The 19,918-nt window shown below is 72.8% G+C and carries 20 protein-coding genes; 11 read left to right on the top strand and 9 right to left on the bottom strand.

All coding sequences use genetic code 11. The features are described 5' to 3' along the window. Nucleotides 1–9: 9 nt before the first annotated feature. Nucleotides 10–465, bottom strand: a complete 456-nt coding sequence (locus ACGFW6_RS04845) for an archease (protein WP_393505099.1) — start codon at nt 463–465, stop codon at nt 10–12. A 105-nt stretch (nt 466–570) separates the two neighbouring features. Between ACGFW6_RS04845 and ACGFW6_RS04840 the strand changes: the two genes are divergently transcribed. From ACGFW6_RS04840 to ACGFW6_RS04830, 3 genes are all read left to right on the top strand, one after another. Further along, nucleotides 571–1,023 carry a TIGR03668 family PPOX class F420-dependent oxidoreductase gene (locus ACGFW6_RS04840; protein ID WP_393504659.1) on the top strand — a complete coding sequence of 151 codons (453 nt, stop codon included), beginning with the start codon at nt 571–573 and terminating at the stop codon, nt 1,021–1,023. A 153-nt stretch (nt 1,024–1,176) separates the two neighbouring features. Then, the gene (locus ACGFW6_RS04835; RefSeq protein ID WP_393504657.1) at nt 1,177–2,514 is read left to right on the top strand and encodes a gluconate:H+ symporter; all 1,338 of its coding nucleotides are present in this window, start codon (nt 1,177–1,179) and stop codon (nt 2,512–2,514) included. A gap of 29 nt (nt 2,515–2,543) precedes the next feature. Beyond that, on the top strand, nt 2,544–3,872 hold the full coding sequence (locus tag ACGFW6_RS04830) for an enolase C-terminal domain-like protein (protein WP_393504655.1): 1,329 nt from the start codon (nt 2,544–2,546) through the stop codon (nt 3,870–3,872). Nucleotides 3,873–3,881: 9 nt separating this feature from the next. Here the strand turns inward: ACGFW6_RS04830 and ACGFW6_RS04825 are convergent, their stop codons facing one another. Further along, nucleotides 3,882–4,694 carry an amidohydrolase family protein gene (locus tag ACGFW6_RS04825; RefSeq protein WP_393504653.1) on the bottom strand — a complete coding sequence of 271 codons (813 nt, stop codon included), beginning with the start codon at nt 4,692–4,694 and terminating at the stop codon, nt 3,882–3,884. A 32-nt stretch (nt 4,695–4,726) separates the two neighbouring features. Next, nucleotides 4,727–5,152 (bottom strand): PaaI family thioesterase, encoded by a 426-nt coding sequence (locus ACGFW6_RS04820; protein WP_393504651.1) that lies wholly within the window; start codon nt 5,150–5,152, stop codon nt 4,727–4,729. A gap of 68 nt (nt 5,153–5,220) precedes the next feature. Here ACGFW6_RS04820 and ACGFW6_RS04815 point away from each other — a divergent pair, with 68 nt between their 5' ends. The 3 genes from ACGFW6_RS04815 (at nt 5,221) to ppk2 (ending at nt 7,211) form a co-directional block, all read left to right on the top strand. After that, on the top strand, nt 5,221–5,661 hold the full coding sequence (locus tag ACGFW6_RS04815; RefSeq protein ID WP_393504649.1) for a MarR family winged helix-turn-helix transcriptional regulator: 441 nt from the start codon (nt 5,221–5,223) through the stop codon (nt 5,659–5,661). A 69-nt stretch (nt 5,662–5,730) separates the two neighbouring features. Continuing rightward, nucleotides 5,731–6,210, top strand: coding sequence for an SRPBCC domain-containing protein (locus tag ACGFW6_RS04810; protein WP_393504647.1), 480 nt, complete (start codon nt 5,731–5,733; stop codon nt 6,208–6,210). 107 nt (nt 6,211–6,317) lie between these two features. Beyond that, nucleotides 6,318–7,211, top strand: coding sequence for a polyphosphate kinase 2 (ppk2, locus tag ACGFW6_RS04805; protein WP_393504645.1), 894 nt, complete (start codon nt 6,318–6,320; stop codon nt 7,209–7,211). A gap of 12 nt (nt 7,212–7,223) precedes the next feature. Here the strand turns inward: ppk2 and ACGFW6_RS04800 are convergent, their stop codons facing one another. The 5 genes from ACGFW6_RS04800 to ACGFW6_RS04780 form a co-directional block, all read right to left on the bottom strand. Then, nucleotides 7,224–7,607, bottom strand: a complete 384-nt coding sequence (locus tag ACGFW6_RS04800) for a luciferase family protein (protein WP_393504643.1) — start codon at nt 7,605–7,607, stop codon at nt 7,224–7,226. A 103-nt stretch (nt 7,608–7,710) separates the two neighbouring features. After that, entirely contained in the window at nt 7,711–8,613 is a 903-nt protein-coding gene (locus tag ACGFW6_RS04795; protein ID WP_393504641.1) for a YceI family protein, read from the bottom strand. 67 nt (nt 8,614–8,680) lie between these two features. Next, the gene (locus tag ACGFW6_RS04790; RefSeq protein ID WP_393504639.1) at nt 8,681–9,763 is read right to left on the bottom strand and encodes a maleylacetate reductase; all 1,083 of its coding nucleotides are present in this window, start codon (nt 9,761–9,763) and stop codon (nt 8,681–8,683) included. Beyond that, nucleotides 9,760–10,623 (bottom strand): intradiol ring-cleavage dioxygenase, encoded by an 864-nt coding sequence (locus tag ACGFW6_RS04785; RefSeq protein WP_393504637.1) that lies wholly within the window; start codon nt 10,621–10,623, stop codon nt 9,760–9,762. Before ACGFW6_RS04785 ends, ACGFW6_RS04790 begins: the two co-directional genes overlap by 4 nt. Nucleotides 10,624–10,699: 76 nt before the next feature. Further along, nucleotides 10,700–12,439 (bottom strand): FAD-dependent oxidoreductase, encoded by a 1,740-nt coding sequence (locus tag ACGFW6_RS04780; RefSeq protein WP_393504635.1) that lies wholly within the window; start codon nt 12,437–12,439, stop codon nt 10,700–10,702. A 166-nt stretch (nt 12,440–12,605) separates the two neighbouring features. On the opposite strand from ACGFW6_RS04780, the gene ACGFW6_RS04775 reads away from it, so the two are divergent. Continuing rightward, entirely contained in the window at nt 12,606–14,330 is a 1,725-nt protein-coding gene (locus tag ACGFW6_RS04775) for a helix-turn-helix domain-containing protein (RefSeq protein WP_393504633.1), read from the top strand. A gap of 11 nt (nt 14,331–14,341) precedes the next feature. Here ACGFW6_RS04775 and ACGFW6_RS04770 read toward each other — a convergent pair whose 3' ends face one another. Continuing rightward, nucleotides 14,342–14,923, bottom strand: coding sequence for a hypothetical protein (locus tag ACGFW6_RS04770; RefSeq protein WP_393504631.1), 582 nt, complete (start codon nt 14,921–14,923; stop codon nt 14,342–14,344). 217 nt (nt 14,924–15,140) lie between these two features. Between ACGFW6_RS04770 and ACGFW6_RS04765 the strand changes: the two genes are divergently transcribed. The 4 genes from ACGFW6_RS04765 (at nt 15,141) to ACGFW6_RS04750 (ending at nt 19,906) form a co-directional block, all read left to right on the top strand. After that, the gene (locus ACGFW6_RS04765; RefSeq protein ID WP_393504629.1) at nt 15,141–16,307 is read left to right on the top strand and encodes an FAD-dependent oxidoreductase; all 1,167 of its coding nucleotides are present in this window, start codon (nt 15,141–15,143) and stop codon (nt 16,305–16,307) included. 120 nt (nt 16,308–16,427) lie between these two features. Beyond that, complete coding sequence (locus ACGFW6_RS04760; RefSeq protein WP_393505097.1) at nt 16,428–18,524, top strand: molybdopterin cofactor-binding domain-containing protein; 2,097 nt, start codon at nt 16,428–16,430, stop codon at nt 18,522–18,524. Between the two features lie 22 nt (nt 18,525–18,546). Beyond that, entirely contained in the window at nt 18,547–19,002 is a 456-nt protein-coding gene (locus ACGFW6_RS04755; protein ID WP_393504628.1) for a (2Fe-2S)-binding protein, read from the top strand. A gap of 37 nt (nt 19,003–19,039) precedes the next feature. Continuing rightward, a complete protein-coding gene (locus tag ACGFW6_RS04750) occupies nt 19,040–19,906 on the top strand; it encodes a fructosamine kinase family protein (RefSeq protein ID WP_393504626.1) in 867 nt (288 codons plus the stop codon). Nucleotides 19,907–19,918 lie beyond the last annotated feature (12 nt).

Genomic DNA, 19,918 nt, shown 5'->3' with positions numbered 1-19,918 from the left:
CCCGTCGCCTCACACGTCCAGGGTCACCGCGCAGGACCACCCGTACGGGCCGGGTCCGATGCGCAGCCCGTGCCAGGAGACGTTCCTGGGGTCGGTGCCGGTGACCGCCACGTCGGAGAGTTCGGCGAGGGCGAGCCGTACGTCGAGCTCTCCTTCCGTGACATCCGCCTCCAGGTCCACCGGTACCCGGCCGTCCTCGTCGAGGCGTACGGCGACCTCGTCCAGGAGCGCCGTCAGGAGCCCCTCGTCGCTGTCCTCGGCGAGCCGCACCCGCTCCACGGAGGTGGGTCGTACCGTGGTGACGTCGGCGAAGCACTCCACCATCCCCAGCGCGGCCTCCACCAGGCACCGCTCGCGACTCACCCCCCACGCCTCGATCCGTACGTCGTCCGGGTGCGGTACGGCCCGATGGCCGCTCTCGCCGCGCCGCCGCGCCTGGATGTCGTCGTCCGTGTCGCCGACCATCGGCATCACCTGATCCACCGAGTCGTCCCCGAGGAGAGCTACACGGACAGGGATACCCGACACGGGGCCGGGCGTACCGCCACCGCACAGGCCGAAGGAGCCGAGATGCCGGACATGGAGCAGGACGAAGCACGCGACCGGTTCGCCGCGGCGCCCGTCGCGCGGTTGGCGACGGTCGACCCCGAGGGCCGGCCGCATCTGGTGCCGGTCGTGTTCGCGTCGGACGGCGACGAGATCGTGACCGCCGTGGACGCCAAGCCGAAGCGGTCCAAGGGGCTCAAGCGGCTGCACAACATCTCCGTGCGCCCGGCCGTCTGTCTGCTCGCCGACGAGTACGACGCCGACTGGGACCGGCTGTGGTGGGTCAGAGCGGACGGCGGCGCCCGGATCCTGTCGCCCGGCGCGCAGGACCGGGCCACGCGCGCCGAGTACGCCGATGCCGTGGAGCGGCTGCGGCAGAAGTACCCCCAGTACCGGCAGGAGCCCCCGGAAGGGGCCGTCATCGTGATCACTGTGCTGCACTGGAGCGGATGGCGGGCCGTGCAGAACGGCGCCTGATCCCACCGGCCGGGCAATCGGCATCCGCACACCCATTGACCTTGACCATCCACGAACATAATCTCCGTCCTCATATGTAGATGACGTCTTCATGTGAGGACCCCATTCAGTGGGGTGAACGTAGGCGGCCGGCGTTCGAAGGAGAACTGACATATGCCGCTCGTGGTGGTGGGGATCAGCGTGCTGGTCCTGCTCGTCCTGATGACCCGGCTCAAACTGAACGGCTTCGCGGCCCTGCTCCTGGTGGCGGTGGGCGTCGCCCTGGTCCAGGGCATCGCGATGGAGAAGATCCCCGACGTCCTCGCCGAGGGCATCGGCGACCAGATCGGCGACACCATGCTCACCATCGGACTGGGCGCGATGGTCGGCCGGGTGCTCGGCGACTCCGGCGCAGCCCAGCGAATAGCCGGCCGGCTCCTGGAGGTGTGCGGACCGCGCTGGGTGCAGGTGGCCATGGTGCTGACCGCCATGCTCATCGGCGTGACGATGTTCTACGAGGTGGCCTTCGTCATCATCGTCCCGATCGCGTTCACCCTGGTCCGGGTCACCCGCGCGAACCTGCTCTGGGTGGGCCTGCCGATGTCGATCGCCCTGTCCACCATGCACAGCTTCCTGCCGCCCCACCCCGGCCCCACCGCGGTGGCCGCCACCTTCCACGCCTCGGTCGGACTGACCCTGTTCTACGGCCTGTTCATCGCCGTCCCCGTCGGTGCGTTCATCGCCCTGCTGTGGCCGCGCCTGCCGTTCGTGCGGGCCATGAATCCGAGCATCCCCAAGGGCCTGGTCAGCGAACGGGTCTTCGAGGACGACGAGATGCCCGCCATGGGCTGGTCGCTGTCGGTCGCCCTGCTGCCCGTCGTGCTGATCGCCGGAGCGGCCGTCGCGGACCTGGCCGGAGCGGGCGACGGCGGCCTGATGCACTTCGTGGCGTTCCTCGGCTCCGCGCCGATCGCCCTGCTGCTGACCCTGCTCGTCGCGATCTGGGCGTTCGGGCCGCGCATCGGCCGCAGCCTGGCCGAGGTCAGCGCCTCCTGCAAGGAGGCCGCCCAGGCCATGGCGATGATCCTGCTCGTGATCGGCGCGGGCGGCGCCTTCAAGAACGTCCTCGTGGAGGGCGGGATATCCGACTACATCAAGGACGCCACCGACGGCTGGTCCATCTCCCCGATCATCCTGGCCTGGCTGATCGCGGCCATCCTGCGCGTCGCCCTCGGCTCCGCGACCGTCGCCGTCGTCACCGCCTCCGGCGTCGCTCTGCCCCTGCTCGCGGGCAGCGGCGTCCACCCCGAGGTACTGGTCCTCGCCGTCTCCTGCGGCTCGATCGCCCTGTCCCACGTCAACGACCCGGGCTTCTGGATGTTCAAGGAGTACTTCAACCTGTCCGTCCTCGACGCCATCAAGGCCCGCACCACGTACACGACGGTCCTCGCGATCCTCGGCCTCGGCGGCGTCCTGGTCCTGGAACAGGTCCTCGACGCCCTCAGCATCTGACCTCCTCACGAGAACGGCATCCGCCAGCCATGAGCCAGCCCGTCATCACCCGCTTCTCCGTGTATCCGGTCGCCGGCCGGGACTCGATGCTCCTCAACCTCTCCGGAGCCCACGCCCCGTACTTCACCCGCAACGTCGTCGTCCTGGAGGACTCCGAGGGCCGTACCGGTCTCGGCGAGGTGCCCGGCGGGGAGAAGATCACGCGGACCCTGCGGGACGCCGAATCCCTCGTCGTCGGCGCCCGCGTGGGCGACTACAAGAGCGTCCTGCGCGCGATCGGGTCCACGTTCGCCGATCGCGACGCGGGCGGCCGCGGTGCGCAGACCTTCGACCTGCGCACGACCGTGCACGCGGTCACCGCCGTCGAGTCCGCGCTGCTCGACCTGCTCGGGCAGCACCTTCAGGTCCCGGTCGCCGCCCTGCTGGGCGACGGCAAACAGCGCGACGCGGTACGGGTGCTGGGCTACCTCTTCTACGTCGGCGACCCGGACCGCACCGACCTGGACTACGTCCGCGCACCCGACGCGGACGTCGAGTGGTACCGCGTCCGGCACGAGGAGGCGCTGACCCCCGAGGCGATCGTCCGCCAGGCCGAGGCCACCTACGACCACTACGGCTTCCGCGACTTCAAGCTCAAGGGCGGCGTCCTCGCCGGAGCGGAGGAGGTCAAGGCCGTGACCGCGCTCAAGGAACGGTTCCCCGACGCACGGATCACCCTCGACCCCAACGGCGCATGGTCCCTGCGTGAGGCCGTCGAGCTGTGCCGCCCCCTCCTCGGCACCCTCGCCTACGCCGAGGACCCCTGCGGGGCGGAGGCCGGCTACTCGGGGCGGGAGATCCTCGCGGAGTTCCGCCGGGCCACCGGTCTGCCCACGGCGACCAACATGATCGCCACGGACTGGCGCCAGCTGACGCACGCCCTGGCCCTGCAGTCGGTGTCGATCCCGCTCGCCGACCCGCACTTCTGGACCCTGCAGGGCTCGGTCCGGGTCGCCCAGCTCTGCAACGCGATGGGGCTGACCTGGGGCTGCCACTCCAACAACCACTTCGACATCTCACTGGCGATGATGGCCCACTGCGGGGCCGCCGCGCCCGGTGAGTACAACGCCCTGGACACGCACTGGATCTGGCAGGAGGGCCGGGAACGGCTCACGGCCGAGCCGCCGCGGATCACCGGCGGCGAGGTCGCCGTACCCGACACGCCCGGACTGGGAGTCGACCTGGACAGGGACCGGCTCCTGGCCGCGCACGAGCTCTATCAGCAGAAGGCGCTGTCCGGCCGGGACGACGCGGTCGGGATGCGGTACCTGGTGGAGGGCTGGACGTTCGACGCGAAGCGGCCGTGCCTCGTGCGCTGAGGATCGCCGTCACAGGGCGAAGACGCGGCGGGCGTTGCCGTGCAGGAACAGCTCCCGCGTCTCCTCGTCCAGGCCCAGGCCGTCCAGGTGCTCGAGCGCCCGACTCGGCGTGATCATGGGGTAGTTGGAGCCGAACAGCACCTTGCGGCGGCCCCGGCCGCGCAGGTACTCCACCAGCTCCGGCGGAAACCGGCGCACGGTGTAGGCGCTCGTGTCGATGAAGACGTTCTCGTGCTTGTCGGCGACCGCGATCATCTCCGTCGTCCACGGGTGGCCGATGTGCCCGCACACGATCGTCAGCTCGGGGAAGTCCAGCGCCACCTGGTCGATGTACGGGATGGGCCGGCCGGTCTCCGACGGCCGCAGCGGGCCGGTGTGCCCGACCTGGGTGCAGAAGGGCACGCCGAGGTCCACGCAGGCCGCGTACAGCGGGTAGTACAGCCGGTAGGTGGGCGCCAGCCCCCACAGCCACGGCACCACGCGCAGGGCCACGAAGCCCAGCTCCCGCACGGCGCGGCGCAGTTCCCGTACCGCCGTCATGGGGCGGGCGAGGTCGGCGCCTGCCACGCCGCGCAGCCTCCCGCCGGACTGCTCGACGAACTCGGCCACCTCGTCGTTGTCGATCAGCGGACCCTGCGGCCCGTACCAGGCCGCCGCGAGGCCGGTCTCCACGTCCGCGGCCGCCAGCGCCGCCACCGTGACCTCGACGGGCAGCGGCTCGTCGAGCTGCTCCATGCCGGTCCACCGGCGCAGCGACGCGAACATCTCCTGGTTGGCGTGGCGCGGGGTCGGGTGCTGCATCCAGGCGTCGATGACGGGCACGGGGCGGCCTCTCTGCACGGTCGGGGGCGGGATCAGCGAGCGGGTCCGGTGACGGCGACGGTGCCCTGGGCCACGGCGCACAGCGTGGCGGTGCCGTCGGTGTCGATCGTGGTCAGGTCGCAGCGGCACACCGCGCGGGTCCGGCCGGCGCGGATCACGCGAGCCTGGGAGCGCAGCAGTTCGCCCTTGGCGGGGCGCAGGAAGTCGACGGTGAGTCCGGCGGTCACCAGGCCGGGGCCGAGCGCGCTGCCGGCGGCGAACGCCGCCGCGTTCTCGGCCGCGTAGCCGAGGACACCGCCGTGGACCCGGCCGTGCTGGTTCAGCAGTTCCTCGCGCAGGTCCAGTTCCAACGTCGCCTCGCCGTCACCGAAGGCCGTGAGCCTGGCACCCAGCAGCACGCTGAAGGGCTGGGCCGCCAGCACCTTGCGGGCGAGGGGCAGATCGAGGGTCCCGTGCATGCCGCACACCTCACTTCACTAGTGAAGTGAGCATGGCGCCGCCCCTTCGGGTCTGTCAACATCGGTCCATGTCCGAGCCCGATCAGCGTCTGTACTTCCTGCTCCAGCGAGCGGCACACCGACTGCGCACCGCTTCCGACCGGCGGCTGGTGGCCACCGCCGGGATCACCACGGCCCAGCTGGGCGCGCTGTTCGCGGTCCGCGACGAGCCGGGCATCACCCAGCAGGGGCTGGCCCGCGCCCTCGGGCTGCGCGAGTCCGCCGTCACCGGGCTCGTCGGCCGGCTCACCGGGGCCGGCCTGGTCTACAAGCGGGCCCACCCCCGCGAACACCGCGCGGTGGTACTGGAGTTGACCGAAGCCGGCGCCGCCGCGCTCGACGCCGCGCAGCCGGAAGTCGACCGCTTCAACGCGCAGGCCCGGGCACTGCTGGGCGAGGAGGGGTTCACACGGACCGCGGCGGCGCTGCGGACCCTGGCGCACTGGGAGTCGCCCGAAACGGAAGGGTGACCGGGCGAGCGACCGCGGCTCAGTCCCGTCCCGACAGCCTTCGCGCGTCCCCGCCGCTATCGTGAGCCCATGCACTCGACGCGAGTCACCCGGCATGTCGACGCCCCGCGCGCGGCCGTCTACCGCGCGCTGCTGGACGCGGACGCCGTCGCGCGATGGCGGGTGCCGGACGGCATGAGCGCGCGGGTGCACGCGTTCGACGGCCGGGAAGGCGGCAGCTTCCGCGTCTCGCTCACCTATGACGTGCCCACCGGCACCGGCAAGTCGGACGCGCGGACCGACACCTATCACGGGCGATTCGTGCGGCTGCTGGCGGACGAACTGGTCGTCGAGGAGGTCGAGTTCGAGACCGACGACCCCGCCCTCCAGGGCGCGATGACCATGACGACCACCCTCGTCGACGCGACGGGCGGCGGCACCGACGTCACGATCGCGCACGAGGGGATCCCCGACTCCGTGTCCGCCGCGGACAACGAGACGGGCACCCGGATGGCCCTGGCCAACCTCGCCCGGCTCGTGGAGAGCGCACCGCCGCCTGCTCACGCGTGAGCCGTGCTCACGACGCGTCGGGCCTCACTCACACGTGGTCCGGCGGTTACGTGATCTTTGCCCTGGGTTCGCCTCGCGTACGAAAGCGCTCGCTTCCATGCGGAAGTATGGACACCGAACTGCTGTCAGGGCTGCGCGTCGACTACACCGACCAGGACGACCCCGTACTGATCCGGCCGGACGGCAGCCCGGTGGACACCTGGCGGGAGAACTACCCGTACCAGGAACGCATGGAGCGTCCCGAGTACGAGTGGTACAAGCGGCTCCAGCAGATCGAGCTGCTGAAGCTGCAGAGCTGGATCAAGGAGTCCGGCCGCCGGCTCGTCATCGTGTTCGAGGGGCGGGACGCGGCCGGCAAGGGCGGCACCATCAAGCGCTTCACCGAGCACCTGAACCCGCGCGGCGCCCGGGTGGTGGCGCTGGAGAAGCCGACCGAGCGGGAACGCGGGCAGTGGTACTTCCAGCGGTACGTCGAGCATCTGCCGACCGCCGGCGAGATCGTGCTGTTCGACCGGTCCTGGTACAACCGGGCGGGCGTCGAGCGCGTGATGGACTTCTGCTCCGACGACGAGTACCGGCGCTTCATGCGGCAGGCCCCGGCCTTCGAGCGGATGCTCGTGGACGACGGCGTCGACCTGGTGAAGTTCTGGTTCTCGGTCTCCCAGGGAGAGCAGCGCACCCGCTTCACCATCCGCCAGGTCGACCCCGTACGGCAGTGGAAGCTCAGCCCCATGGACCTGGCCTCACTGGACCGCTGGGACGACTACACCGCCGCCAAGGTCGCCATGTTCCGTGAGACGGACACCGAGCACGCGCCGTGGACCGTGGTGAAGAGCAACGACAAGAAGCGGGCCCGCGTCGAGGCCATGCGCAGTGTGCTGGCCCGCTTCGACTACGCCGACAAGGACGAGGAGGTCGTCGGCGCCCCCGACCCGCGGATCATCGGCGCCGCCGCCGGTCTGCTGGAGGCCGGCGAGGACGACACCGGCGACGAGGGCTAGGCCGCCCCGGCGCTAGCCGCGGGGAAGTACCGTGACGCGACGGAAGTTGCAGGGCTTCCCCGTCGGCTGTCCGGCCGGATCCGACCGATGCTGATGGGCCTTGAGCGCGGCGCTGACCAGGCTCATCAGCAGGTCGACGTCCGTGTCGCAGTCGAGGTGCACGGTCACCCAGTCCGACCCCGGGACGAGGTGGATCGCGGTGGAGACCCGAAGGTCGTCGCGCAGCCGCCGGATGGCCGGCACGGTCAGGTGCAGGTCCACGTCCCGGTCGGAGTGGAAGTGCACGATCTCGCTGTGGACGGTGCGCAGTGCCCGCCCGGTGCCGCAACCGGCCTGGCCCGAGCTGAGATCGGGCCAGGCCTGCAGTTGTTCGATGGCACGTTGGGCCAGTGTCATACCCCCATAGTCACCCGATCACCGCGTCGCAACCAGAGGTTGAACGATTCGTAACCGGTGTGTGAGGTGTCTGACAGCCGCCCGCCGTCGGGTGTGAGGGCTCCTAGTCCGGTGGCGTCGGGGTGTCGTGCGTGCGGTACATCGCCTGTACGTCCAGCTCCAGCTGGACCGTCGGCCCGACCACCGCGATGCCGCGGGCCAGCATGCTGCGCCAGTTCAGGGTGAAGTCCTCCCGGTGCAGCTCGGCCCTCGCCAGCGCCGCGCACCGCAGCTCCTCGCCGTAGCCGCCGTTGACCGACCCCAGGTAGGTGGTGTCCAGGTCCACGGAGCGGCTCACGCCGTGCATGGTGAGCGAGCCGTGCAGCGTCCACTTCGCCCCGCCCCGGTAGGCGAAGCGGGTGCTCGCGAAGTCGATGTACGGGTAGCGCTCGACGTCCAGGAAGTCCCCCGAACGCAAGTGGGCGTCCCGGGTGTTGTTGCCCGTCGTGATGCTGGCCGCGTCGATGCGCACGGACACCTGTGAGGCCGCCATGTCCGGCGCCACCCGGATGCCGCCCGTGAACCGCTCGAAACGGCCGTGGACATGGGCCATGCCGACGTGCTTGGCGATGAACCGGATCGCCGTGTGCGGCGGGTCGAACAGCCAGGTGCCGGGCGCCGGAAGTTCCAGCTGCCGGGCCGACGCCAACCGGACGCGGACGGCGGGCCGGTCCGTACCGGCGACCACGTCCAGCGGTTCGCGGTGCGGGGAGAGGCCCTCGGCCGTGATCATGAGGCTGTAGCGGCCCGGCGGCAGGGCGGCGAAGAAGAGGCCGTACGGGTCCGTCGTCCCGGACGCCACGACCTCGTGCGAGTCCAGCGCGGTCACGGTCACGTCGGCGCCGCGCATCGGAAGCCCCATCGGATCCACGACCTCGCGGCCCACGACGCCCGCTTCGGGCGGCACGGGCAGGGGGACACCCGGGGCTCCTCGGGAGCGTCGACTCCTGAGCAGACCGAGGGGCATGCTGATCACCTTTTCTTCCGGCGTGGGGGGAACTGCGGACGAGTGGGGGGCGAGTTCGGGGGAGGGATCAGCCGGCGACCGTGGCCGGCGGAGCGCCCTCGTGGGCGGCACGCAGCAGGGCGAGCACGCCGTCCACCGTCACCGGGCGGGGGTTGGCGTACGCCTGTCCCGCGGCCTGCCCGGCGGCCGTCGCCAGGTCGGCTTCGGTGAGACCCAGTCCGGCCAGCGAGCGGGGCGCGCCGAGGCGCCCGGCCAGCTCCCACAGGGCCGTCGGCGCGTCGGAGGCGTCCAGCGCGCGGGCCACGGCGGCCGCCGCGTCCGGGGCGGCCGGGGCGTTGTACGCCAGGACGTACGGCAGCACCACCGTGTGCGTCTCGGCGTGCGGCAGCGAGAAGGTGCCGCCCAGGACATGGCACAGCTTGTGATGCAGGCCCATCGTGGTCGCACCCAGGCAGGACCCGCACAGCCAGGCCCCGTACAGGGCACGCCCGCGTGCCTCCCGCGACGCGGGGTCCGCGGCCACCGCCGGGAGCGCCCGCGCCATCGCCCGTACGCCCTCCTCGGCCATCAGCGCGACCAGCGGCGAGGTGTCGGGGGCGTACAGGGCCTCCACGGCGTGCGCGATCGCGTTGACACCGCTGGTCACCGACAGCGGTACCGGCAGCGACAGGGTGAGCTCGGGGTCGTAGACCACGCTGCGGGGCAGCACCTTCGCGTCGCGGCCGGTGCGCTTGACGCCGTTCTCGGTCAGGCCCCACACCGGGGTCATCTCCGAGCCGGAGTACGTCGAGGGCACGGCGATCAGCGGCAGGCCGGTGCGCAGCGCGATCGCCTTGCCCAGCCCGATCGACGAGCCGCCGCCCACCGCCACGCAGCCGTCGGCGCCCACCGCGCGAGCCGCCCGCACGGCCGCGTCGGCGACCTCGGCGGGGACGTGCATCCTGGCCCGGTCGTGCAGCCCGGCGCACGCCGGACCGAGCGCGTCCGCGACCGCCCGCGCGGTGTCCGCGCCCCGCGTCCCGCACACCACCAGCACCCGCCGCAGCCCGAGCCGCTCCACCTCGCCGGGGGTCGCCGACACGGCCGCGCCGGCACGGAAGACGACCCGCACGGGCCGGCTCTCGTAGGAGAAGTCGAGGGCGTGCGTCACGACGGCTCCAGCACTAGGTCGAAGCGAGCCCGCCGGAAGGGGCTCGCCACGCCGAACTCCCGTGCCGCGGACGGGTCGTCGACGACGACGAAGTCGGTGACGAGGCCCGGCTTGACGGCGAACACCGCGTCCGAGTCCAGGAAGTCGCCGCCCGCCACGAAGATGTGCGTGGTCACCGGGGTGTGTCCGTCGGCCGACGCGATGAAGTGGATGTGCGCGGGCCGGTAGGGGTGCCGTCCGGTGGCCCGCAGCAGCCCGCCGACCGGTCCGTCTGTCGGGATCGGATACGGGCTCGGCACACACGTGCGGAACCAGAACCGGCCCTCGCCGTCCGCGGTGAACAGCCCGCGGCCGTTGCCGGCGGGCTGCACGTCCGGCTGCTGCACGTCGTAGAAGCCGTTGCCGTCGGCCTGCCAGACGTCGACCAGCGCGCCCGGCAGCGGGGTGCCGCCCCGGGACAGCACCCGCCCGCTGACCACGCACGGCTCGCCCGTGCCCACCAGGTCGAGGTCCGCGCCCAGCTCACGCACGGGCGAGGCGGTCATGTGGAAGGGGCCGAGCACCGTCGACTCGGTGGCGCCCGCGCCGCGCCGGTCGTTGACCGTCTCCACCAGCATCGACAGGCCGAGCACGTCCGACAGCAGGATGAACTCCTGCCGGGTGTCCGTGCACATCTGCCCGGTCGCCGTCAGGAACTCGACCGCCCGCTCCCACTCCCGCTGCGTCAGCCGCGTCTCCCGGGCGAAGGCGTGCAGATGCCGCACCAGCCCGCCGAGCAGTTCCCGCAGCCGCGGATCGGCGGTGTCCCGCAGACTGGCGACGACCTCGTCGGTGACTGTCGGCTCGTCCGAGTCCGCCATGTCGGCTCCCTCTCCGTGCTCCCGCACGCCCGTCCCGGCCGTGCCCGTCCCAGCTCCGCCCATCCGGCCGTACCTCTCAACCGTGCCCGAGAATCCGCCGCAGCGCGTCCGTGAGCAACCGCTCCGCGTCCTCGGGCGCGTCCGCGTGCCGGAACGCCACGTACCCGTCGGGACGGACGAGCAGAGCGCCCCCGTCGGAGATCTCGCTCCGGGCCGCCCAGTCGCCGTAGGGGTCCTCGAACTCCTGCCCGGGGCCCACGACGACCGTCGCGATGTCCAGGCGCTGAGCCCCGGCCGCCCGCAGCCACGCCTCGCCCCCGATGCCGGTGAGCAGCGTGAACCGGCCCCTGCCCACAGTGTCGAGGGTGGACAGTGTCCGCGTCCCGGAGGTGATCCAGGCGTGCGGGAGCTTCGCGCCGGGGCGGGAGGTGGGCTGGTGGTGCAGCTCGGGATCGCGCGCGGGGACGGGCTCGGGCGTGCCGTCGGGCACGATCGCGGCGGAGGTGTAGCGCTGGTTGAGGTCCACTCCGTGCGCGTTGAACTCGTACACCTTGAGGGCGATGGCCTCGCGCAGCGCGGCCCGCTGCTTCGCGGCGGCCTCGGTGGCCTCCTTGCGGGCGGCGATGTTGGCCCACAGCCGCTCCGGTGTCTGCGGGGACAGCCCGTCGAGCGCCTCGAAGATCGGCGCGGTCTCCGCGATGGACTTGTTGGCGCGGGTCACCACCTGTCTGCCGATCGGCGCCCGCTCCGCGCTGTAGGTGTCGAGCAGCCGTGGCGAGGCCTGACCTTCGAGGACGAGCTTCAGCTTCCAGGCCAGGTTGTAGGAGTCCTGGATGGAGGTGTTGGAGCCGAGCCCGTTGGACGGCGGGTGCCGGTGCACGGCGTCCCCCGCGCAGAACACCCGCCCGGCGGCGTACGTCTCGGCGTACATCTCGTTGACCGTCCACGCCGAGGACGACCTGATCGTCACCGGGATCTCGTCGTCGCCGACCAACTGCCGTACGACGGACAGGGCGTACTCCTGCGTGAGGTCGGGGGCGCCCGCCGTCACGTCGTAGCCCCACACGATCAGCCACTCGTTCCAGGGCCGCACACAGCGCACCAGGCCCGCGCCGATGCCGCCGACGGTGGCGCCGGGCGCGAGCACCCAGTACAGGGTGGAGGGGCGGTGCGCGGTGTACTTGCTCAGGTCCGCGTCGAAGACGATGTTGATGCTGCCCGCGACCCCCATCCGCCCGCCCATGGGCAGCCCGGCGTCCTCGGCGACCTGGGATCGGCCGCCGTCGGCGCCGATCAGATAACGGGCGCGGATCGTGTACGCGTCGCCGCGCAGCCGGTCCTCGACGGTGACCGTCACGCCCGAGTCGTCCTGGACGAAGGAACGGTAGACCGTGCTGAAGCGGAAGTCGGTGCCGCGGGCGATCGCCGCGTTCACCAGCACCGGCTCCATCAGATGCTGCGGCATGTCGCACATACGGGTCGGGCCGGCCAGCTCGTGCGCGGCCTGCACGAGCGGATCGTTGCCCCACGAGCGGACCCGGCCGAGCTCCTCACCGGCCAGACTCGTGCAGAACGTCGTGTTGCCCATCAGGTGCTGGGGCGTCGCCAGGGCGACCACGTCCTGCTCGACGCCGAGATCGCGCAGCACCTCCATGGTGCGCTGGTTGGTGATGTGCGCGCGGGGCGTGTCGGCGAGGCTCGCGTACCGCGTGACGACCATGTTGCGCACGCCGTACGTGCTCAGCGCGAGCGCGGCCGACGCGCCCGCCGGGCCGCTGCCCACGATCAGTACATCGGTCTCGACGACGGTGTGCACGACAGAACGCTCCAGGAGATGAGAACCGGCCCCGGTCTTTCAAGATCATGGAACGGAGCGGCCGTTCGCGGGTGTCTCATTACGAGACAATCTCCGGTCCCCGGCGTGGGGTGGGACGACCCGCCCTCGCCCCGCGTGCGGCGCCCCGGATACGGTGAGGGACGCCATGACCACAGCGGAACCATCCCTTGCTCTCGCCCCGCTGCGCCAGGCCCGCGAACGGTTCCTGACGGGGCGTCCCCTCCCGGACGGTGTACCGGACGACGTCGTGGCCGCCTGGCGGCGCGCCCGCTTCTTCGGCGTACGGCCCGATCTCGACGGCCCCGTACGGGAGTCGGCCCACCCGGCCGACTCGCCCCTGCTGGACGCGGCCCGCCCCGCGCTCACCCGCATCGCCCCGGCCCTCGACGCCGGACGCACGGCGCTGGTGCTCACCGACGACCGGCTCCGGGTGCTCTGGTCGACCGGCAGCGCGCCCGGCGACGAAACCTGCGCCGACCTGTCCGAGCGGGAGGTCGGCCACAACAGCGCCGCGCTCGCGCTGCGCATCCGCGGCCGGGCCGAGGTGCACGGCCCCGAGCACTTCCTCGACGTCTGGCAGGACGTCTCCGCGGTCAGCGTGCCGGTTCTCTCCCCGCAGACGGGGCAGGTGCTCGGCACCGTGACGGTGGCCCGCGCCCTGGGGGCGGGCTGCCGTCCGCATCCCGGCGCCGCCCTCGCCGAGGCGGCGGCCGGCGCGGTGGAGGCGGAACTGCGGGCACGCGCGCGTACCGCGGAACGGACGCTGCTCGACGCCTACGAGCGTGCCGTGCGGGGACGCGAGCGGGCGGTGGTCGCCCTGGACGGCCGCAACCGCCTGATCAGCGATGCGGCGGCCGCGCTCGCCTCACCGCAGGTCCTGGAGGCGCTGGAGCGCGGAGCGCGGGCCTGGGGGAGGGGGAGCGGCGAGGCGTACGACGTCGCGCTGCCCGACGACGCCGGCTGCACCGCCGAGATCACCGCGGTGCGGCACGAGGGCCGGGCTGTCGGTCTGGTCGCCGTGCTCGCCCCGCGTCCCGTGGCGCCGGTGCAGTCGGCGCCGGGCCCGGCCGGCGCGCTCGTGGGCGGCTCGGTGCCGTGGCGGCACGCGGTCGCCCGGGCGGCGGAGCTGTTCCGTACGCCGGGTCCCGTGCTGGTCACCGGCGAGCGGGGAACGGGCAAGACCGCCCTGGCCCTGGAACTCCTCGACGGCACGGACCCGTTGGTCGTGGACGCCGCCGAGTCACCCGAACTCGGCCTCAGGGACGGGGCATGGGACGACGGGCGCCCCGTGCTCCTGCGCCACACCGAACGCCTCTCCCAACCGGACGTCGCCGCCCTCAACTCCCTCCTGGAAGGGCGCCCGGACGCCCGCCTGGTCGCCACCCACACCCCCGGAACCTCGCCCGGGCCCTGCCTCCAGCGCCTCCTCGACACCCTGGGGGCACGCTCGGTGACCCTGCCCGCCCTGCGCGAACGCCGGGAGGACATCAAGGAGTTGCTGCCCGTCCTCACGCCCGGGCCCCGACCCGGCAGCCCGCCGTTGACCTGGACACTGGACGCGCTGCGCGCGCTGGAACAGCACCCGTGGCCGGGGAACGTCACGGAACTCGCGCACCTGGTGCGGGCGTTGGCCGGCCGGCGCCGGGTCTTCGGGCCGGTGCGGCGCGGCGAACTGCCCGATCCCGTCCGTGAGGGACCGGCCGGACGCACCCTCAGCCCGATGGAGCTCGCCGAACGCGCCGCGATCCTGGAGGCGCTGCGCCGCCACGGCGGCAACAAGGCACGCGCCGCGGCGGCGTTGGGCATCGCCCGCGCCACGCTCTACCGGAAGCTGCGCGAGTACCGGGATGCGGGCCCTGAACGCCCCTGACCCGTCCGTGTTCAGCGGGCCCCGGTCCAGTTGTGGGCGACGTCGACGACGACGCGGCCGGCGGCCACCCACACCCGGAACGGGAGCCGGGCGCGGACGCCGAGCCCGATCTGCGTGTCCCCCTCGAAGCTGCCGACGAACCGGGCGTCGCGGAACGTGCGGTAGCCCGTCAGGTTCACGCCCGTCAGACGCTGACCCGCCTTCGCGGGGTACGTCGGCTTCCCGGTGGCGGGGTCGTACGCGGGCGCCGCCACGCGCACCTCGATGACGGCGCCGCCGCCGACGGTGATCTGCCGGCCCGAGCCGTCCTGGTAGAGGCGGCTGACGTACCGGACGGAGTAGCCGAGTTCGGCCGAGTCCGCCCCCGGGACGTCGACGACCATCCGGTCGAAGCAGGCGTGCCGGCCCGTCCTGATGTTCGTCACCGGCTCCGACGTGGCGGCCGACCGGGTCTCGGCCAGGCTGCCCCAGCCGGTGGGGCAGGCCGTTGCCTGCGCGCCGGTGGCGGCGGTGGCCTGGGCCGGGACCGCAGCCACGCCCAGCGTGGCGACCATGAGTGCCGCCGTCGCCCAAGCGGTTCTGTTTCGTGCCATTGCGTCCCCCGAGAGGTGATGTGCCTGATATCAGAGAAGACAACCGACTTGGCCCGATGGTTGCACTGTTGCGGAGCCCGGCGGTCCGGACTTCCCCGCGATCCTCTGCGCGATCGGCGGCCCGCTCGGGAACCCGTGCCGGACCTGGGACGTTCCACGAGGGACGGCCGCGATCAGCGGGCGCCGAAGACCTGCCGAGGACGTAACAGGGGGCGATGTGACGCGGTTACTGGTCGTAGGGGGCGGAATCGCCGGCACCGGGGCGGCACTGGCCCTGCACAAGGCCGGATGCGACGTCGCCGTGTACGAGGCGCACCCCGACTCCGCTGAGGACATCGGCGCGTTCCTCACCCTCGCGAGCAACGGCATGCGCGCCCTGGCGGAGGTGGACGCCTCGGCGGCGGTCACGTCGATCGGATTTCCGCTGACCTCGATGCGTGTCCTCGACGACACCGGCTCCGAGGTCGCCCAAGTGCCGCTGGGCGACGCCGGAACACCGCATCTGCGGTACCGGTGCGTGCGGCGCGGCGACCTCAACGCCGCCCTCCAGAAAGAGGTCACCCGCCGCGGTATCGGCATCCGGCACGGCATGCGGCTGATCACGGTCGACGACGGCCCCGACGGCGTCACCGCCCACTTCGCCGACGGCAGCACCGCCACCGGCGACCTCCTCATCGGCGCCGACGGCCTCAACTCCACCGTCCGCGGGCTCACCGACCCCGGCAGCCGGCCGGCCCACGCCGGGCAGCAGGTCTTCTACGGCTACACCCGCGAAGCGCCCCCGCAGGCCCGGCCCGAGACCATCACCATGGTGCGCGGCAGCGCCGTCGCCTTCGGGTACGCGGTCTCGCCCGAGGGAGAGACGTACTGGTTCGCCCGCGTCGCCGCCGAGCCCCTGGCCTCGGACGACATCGAGCACGCCACCCCGGCCCGTCTGCGCGACCTGCTGCTGCCGCTGCTGAGCAAGGACACCACCCCGGCCGCGGACCTCGTCGCCGCCACCTCCGACGACCTCATGGTCACCGACGCCACCGAGCTGCCCACCGGCACGCCCTGGCGCTCCGGCCGGACCCTGCTCATCGGCGACGCGGCCCACGCGGCGTCCCCCGCCACCGGACAGGGCGCGTCGATGGCGCTGGAGGACGCCGTCGTCCTCGCCAAGGCCCTGCGCGACGCACCGGACACCGGCGCCGCACTGTCCCTCTACGAGACCCTGCGACGCCCCCGCGTGGAACACAACGTCACCGTCAGCGGCAACATCTCCCGAGGCACCCACAACCCGGCGGCCCGCGGCCCCGGCGGCGCCCCGCCGACCCGGCCCGGCGACGACGCGCTCGCGCGGCACCTTGCGTGGGACACCGCGCTCCAACTCCCCGCGACATAAGTCGATGCAGAGGCCAACCGGCGCAACCCCGCAGCGCACAGGCCCCTCATAGAGGTCGAACCACTCCGGGTTCGCCGAGAGGAGCCCCTGTTGGCCCGTCAGTTGTCCCGTCGACAGTTCGTGGTCCATTCCCTCGCGGCGACCACCCTGACCGTCGCGGCCCCGCTCGGCTGCGACGGCTCCACCGCCGAGGGCGCCGAGCGAGCGGACGGCGCACGCGGCCCGTCCGACGTCCTGGTCACCGGAACCGACGAGGAGATGCTGGTCCTCGAGGTCACCCAGGCCAACAAGATCGTCGTCCGGCTGCCGCGCGTCGAGGTCGGACAGGGTGTCACCACCGCGGTCGCCATGATGATCGCCGAGGAGCTCGACGCCCGGCTCGCCGACGTCGAGATCCCGCTCGCGGAGGCCCGTAGCAAGGGCAACCAGTTCACCGGCGGCTCCAGCTCGGTCAGTTCGCTGTACGGCCCGGCCCGGCAGCTCGCGGCCACGGCCCGCGCCAAGCTCGTCACCGCCGCCTCCCGTCGCTGGCACGTCCCCGCACGGACCCTGCGCACCCGCGGCACCCGGGTCATCGCACCCGACGGCCGCATGGCCACCTACGGATCGCTGACCAGGAGCGCCGCCCCGATCACGCGACCCACCGTGCCGGCCACGCCCAAACCCGCGTCCCAGCACCGGCTGATCGGCCGGCCGACGAACCGGATCGACGCCCGCGACATCGTCACCGGCAAGGCCGAGTACACCGGCGACCTCGCGGTGGCCGGAGCGAAACCGACGGTCGTGGCCCGGCCGCCGACGCTCGGCGGGAAGATCGTCTCGGTGGACTCGACGGCAGCCCGCGCCATGCCCGGCGTACACGCGGTCGTCCGGTTCACCGGCGGCGTCGCCGTCGTCGCGGAGACCTTCCACCACGCCTTGCGGGCCCGCGACGCGCTGCGCGTCAAGTGGGCGCCGGGACCGCTGGCGGGCGTCTCCGACGCCCAGATCCGCTCCCGGCTGCGTGCCGCGGTCCCGAAGCTGGGCAACCCGCCGGGCGGATCCGCGCAGACCGAGGCCGAGTTCGAGTTCGCCTTCGTCAGCCACGCGCCCATGGAGGTCCTGACGGCCGTGGCGGACGTACGGCCACAGCGCGCCGAGATCTGGTTCTCCGCCCAGACGCCCATGTCCGCGCGGGAGGACATCGCCGCCACCATCGGCGTGCCCGTCTCGAAGGTGCGGGTCCATGTGATGCGCGGCGGCGGCTCGTTCGGACGGCGCCTCGATCACGACGCCGCGATCGAGGCGGCCGTCATCTCCAAGAAGGCGCGCCGCCCGGTGAAGCTGATGTGGAGCCGGACCGACGACATCCGCCACGGCCGGATGCGCCCGGCCTCCCACCACCGGGTGCGGGCCAGCCATGCCCAGGGCCGGGTGGTGGCCTTCGCGCACGCGACCGCCTCGGTCAGCGAGTCCTACGACGAGCGCGGCCTGTCCGCCCAGGGCGGCGCGCGCTCCGCCGTACGTGCCCCCGCTGCGGCGCCACTCCCCAGCGACAGCGGCCTCTACCACTTCGGCCGCCTCTCCGGCGACTCCGGCTCGGTCGAACTCGCGATCCCGCTCGGCGCCTGGCGCTCGGTGGACTCCGGCACCGTCCGCACCGCCGAGGAGATCGTCGTGGACGAGGTCGCCCGCGCCCTCGGCCGGGACCCCGTCGCCTTCCGCCGTACGACCCTGCGGAGCAAGGCGGTCAGGGCCGTACTGGACAAGGCCGCGGCCGCCGGGAAATGGGGCCGGACCCTGCCCCGGGGGCACGGACAGGGGGTCGCCGTGCACGAGGAGTACGGCTCCTGCGTGGCCTGCCTCGTCGAGATCGACGCCGCCGATCCGAAGAACCCGCGGGTGACCAAGGTCGTGATGGCCGCCGACGTCGGAACGGCCGTCAACCCGCGCGGCCTCGAGGCCCAGCTCATGGGCACCGCCGTCGACGGCATCTCCACCGTGCTGCGCGCCGGACTGCACATCGACAAGGGCGCCGTGCGCGAGAGCAGCTTCGCCGACTTCCACTACGCCCGCCAGCGGCACGCCCCCCTGCACTTCGAGGCGCACATCCTGCCCTCCCGGCGCGAGCCCGGCGGAGCCGGTGAACTCGGCGTGCCCGCCGCGGCCGGAGCCGTCGCCAACGCCTACGCCCGGGCGACCGGCACCAAGCCGCGCCGCTTCCCCCTGAACTTCTGAGCCACCCGAAGAGAAGGTCCTGATGCCCTCCTACTCCTTCACCCTCAACGGGAAGCGGGTCACCGTCGAGGCACCCGCCGACATGCCCCTGCTGTGGGTGCTGCGCGACCTGCTCGACGTCACCGGCCCCAAGTACGGCTGCGGGGTCGGCGCCTGTCGCGCCTGCACCAGCCACCTCGACGGCGACGAGATCCAGCCCTGCGTCGTCCCGGTCGCCGACTGCGCCGGCCGCGACGTCACCACCATCGAGGGCCTCGCCGACGGCGACCGGCTGCACCCCGTGCAACAGGCCTGGCTCGACTGCGACGTCGCCCAGTGCGGCTTCTGCCAGCCCGGCCAGATCATGGCCGCGGCCGCTCTGCTGAAGAAGACGCCCCGGCCGACGGACGCCGACATCGACGGCATCGAGAACGTCTGCCGGTGCGGCACCTACTCCCGGATCCGCGAGGCGATCAACAAGGCCGCCGCCAACGGCTGACTTCGGCAGCGCTCCGGACCGCCGTACGCTGAGGCCCGTGCACACCACCTCCGAGGGCCCGGGGGCCACGGCCGCGCGGTTCACCGGGCTCGCGGTGACCGGTGAACGCCGGCTGTCCGCGACGCTCGCCGAAGTCACCCTCGACGACGGCCGAGTGGTCATGGTCAAACGAGGCGACGGCGACCGGGCCACCTGGGCCGAGGCGGCCGGACTGCGCTGGCTGGCCGAGGCCGGCACCGTCCGTGTCCCCGCGGTGCACGGCCGGGACGCACACTGGCTGGTCACCGACCGCGTGGCGACCGGCCGGCCCGACGCCGGGGCGGCCGAGCGGCTCGGCCGGGAACTGGCCGGCCTGCACGCCCGCGGGGCACGCGCGTTCGGCACTCCGCCGCCCGGCGGCCCCGAGGACGCCTACATCGGGCTCGCCCCGATGCGCAACGTCACCGGCCCCGACTGGCCCCGCTGGTACGCCGAGCACCGCGTGCTGCCGTATCTGCGCGGCGCGGTCGACGGTGGCACGATCCGCCCCACCGAGGCACCCGTCATCGAGCGGGTCTGTGAACGGCTCCCCGAACTGGCCGGACCCGCCGAGCCGCCCGCCCGGCTGCACGGCGACCTGTGGAACGGCAACGTCCTGTGGGGAACCGACGGCCACGCCTGGCTGATCGACCCGGCCGCCCACGGCGGCCACCGCGAGACCGACCTGGCCATGCTGCACCTCTTCGGCTGCCCCCACCTGGACCGGATCCTCGACGGCTACCGGGACGCCGCGCCCCTCGCCGACGGCTGGACCGACCGCATCGCCCTCCACCAACTGTTCCCGCTCCTGGTGCACGCCGTCCTCTTCGGCCGCGGCTACGCCGAACAGGCCCTCGCGGCCGCCGGATCGGCCCTCACGGGCTGACCGAGCGGCGGA

This window comes from Streptomyces sp. Y7, assembly GCF_043195415.1.
In the GTDB taxonomy this organism is placed as follows: Bacteria; Actinomycetota; Actinomycetes; order Streptomycetales; family Streptomycetaceae; genus Streptomyces.
The sequence above is the reverse complement of the archived record's forward strand: the minus strand, read 5'-3'. Positions and strand labels throughout refer to the sequence as shown.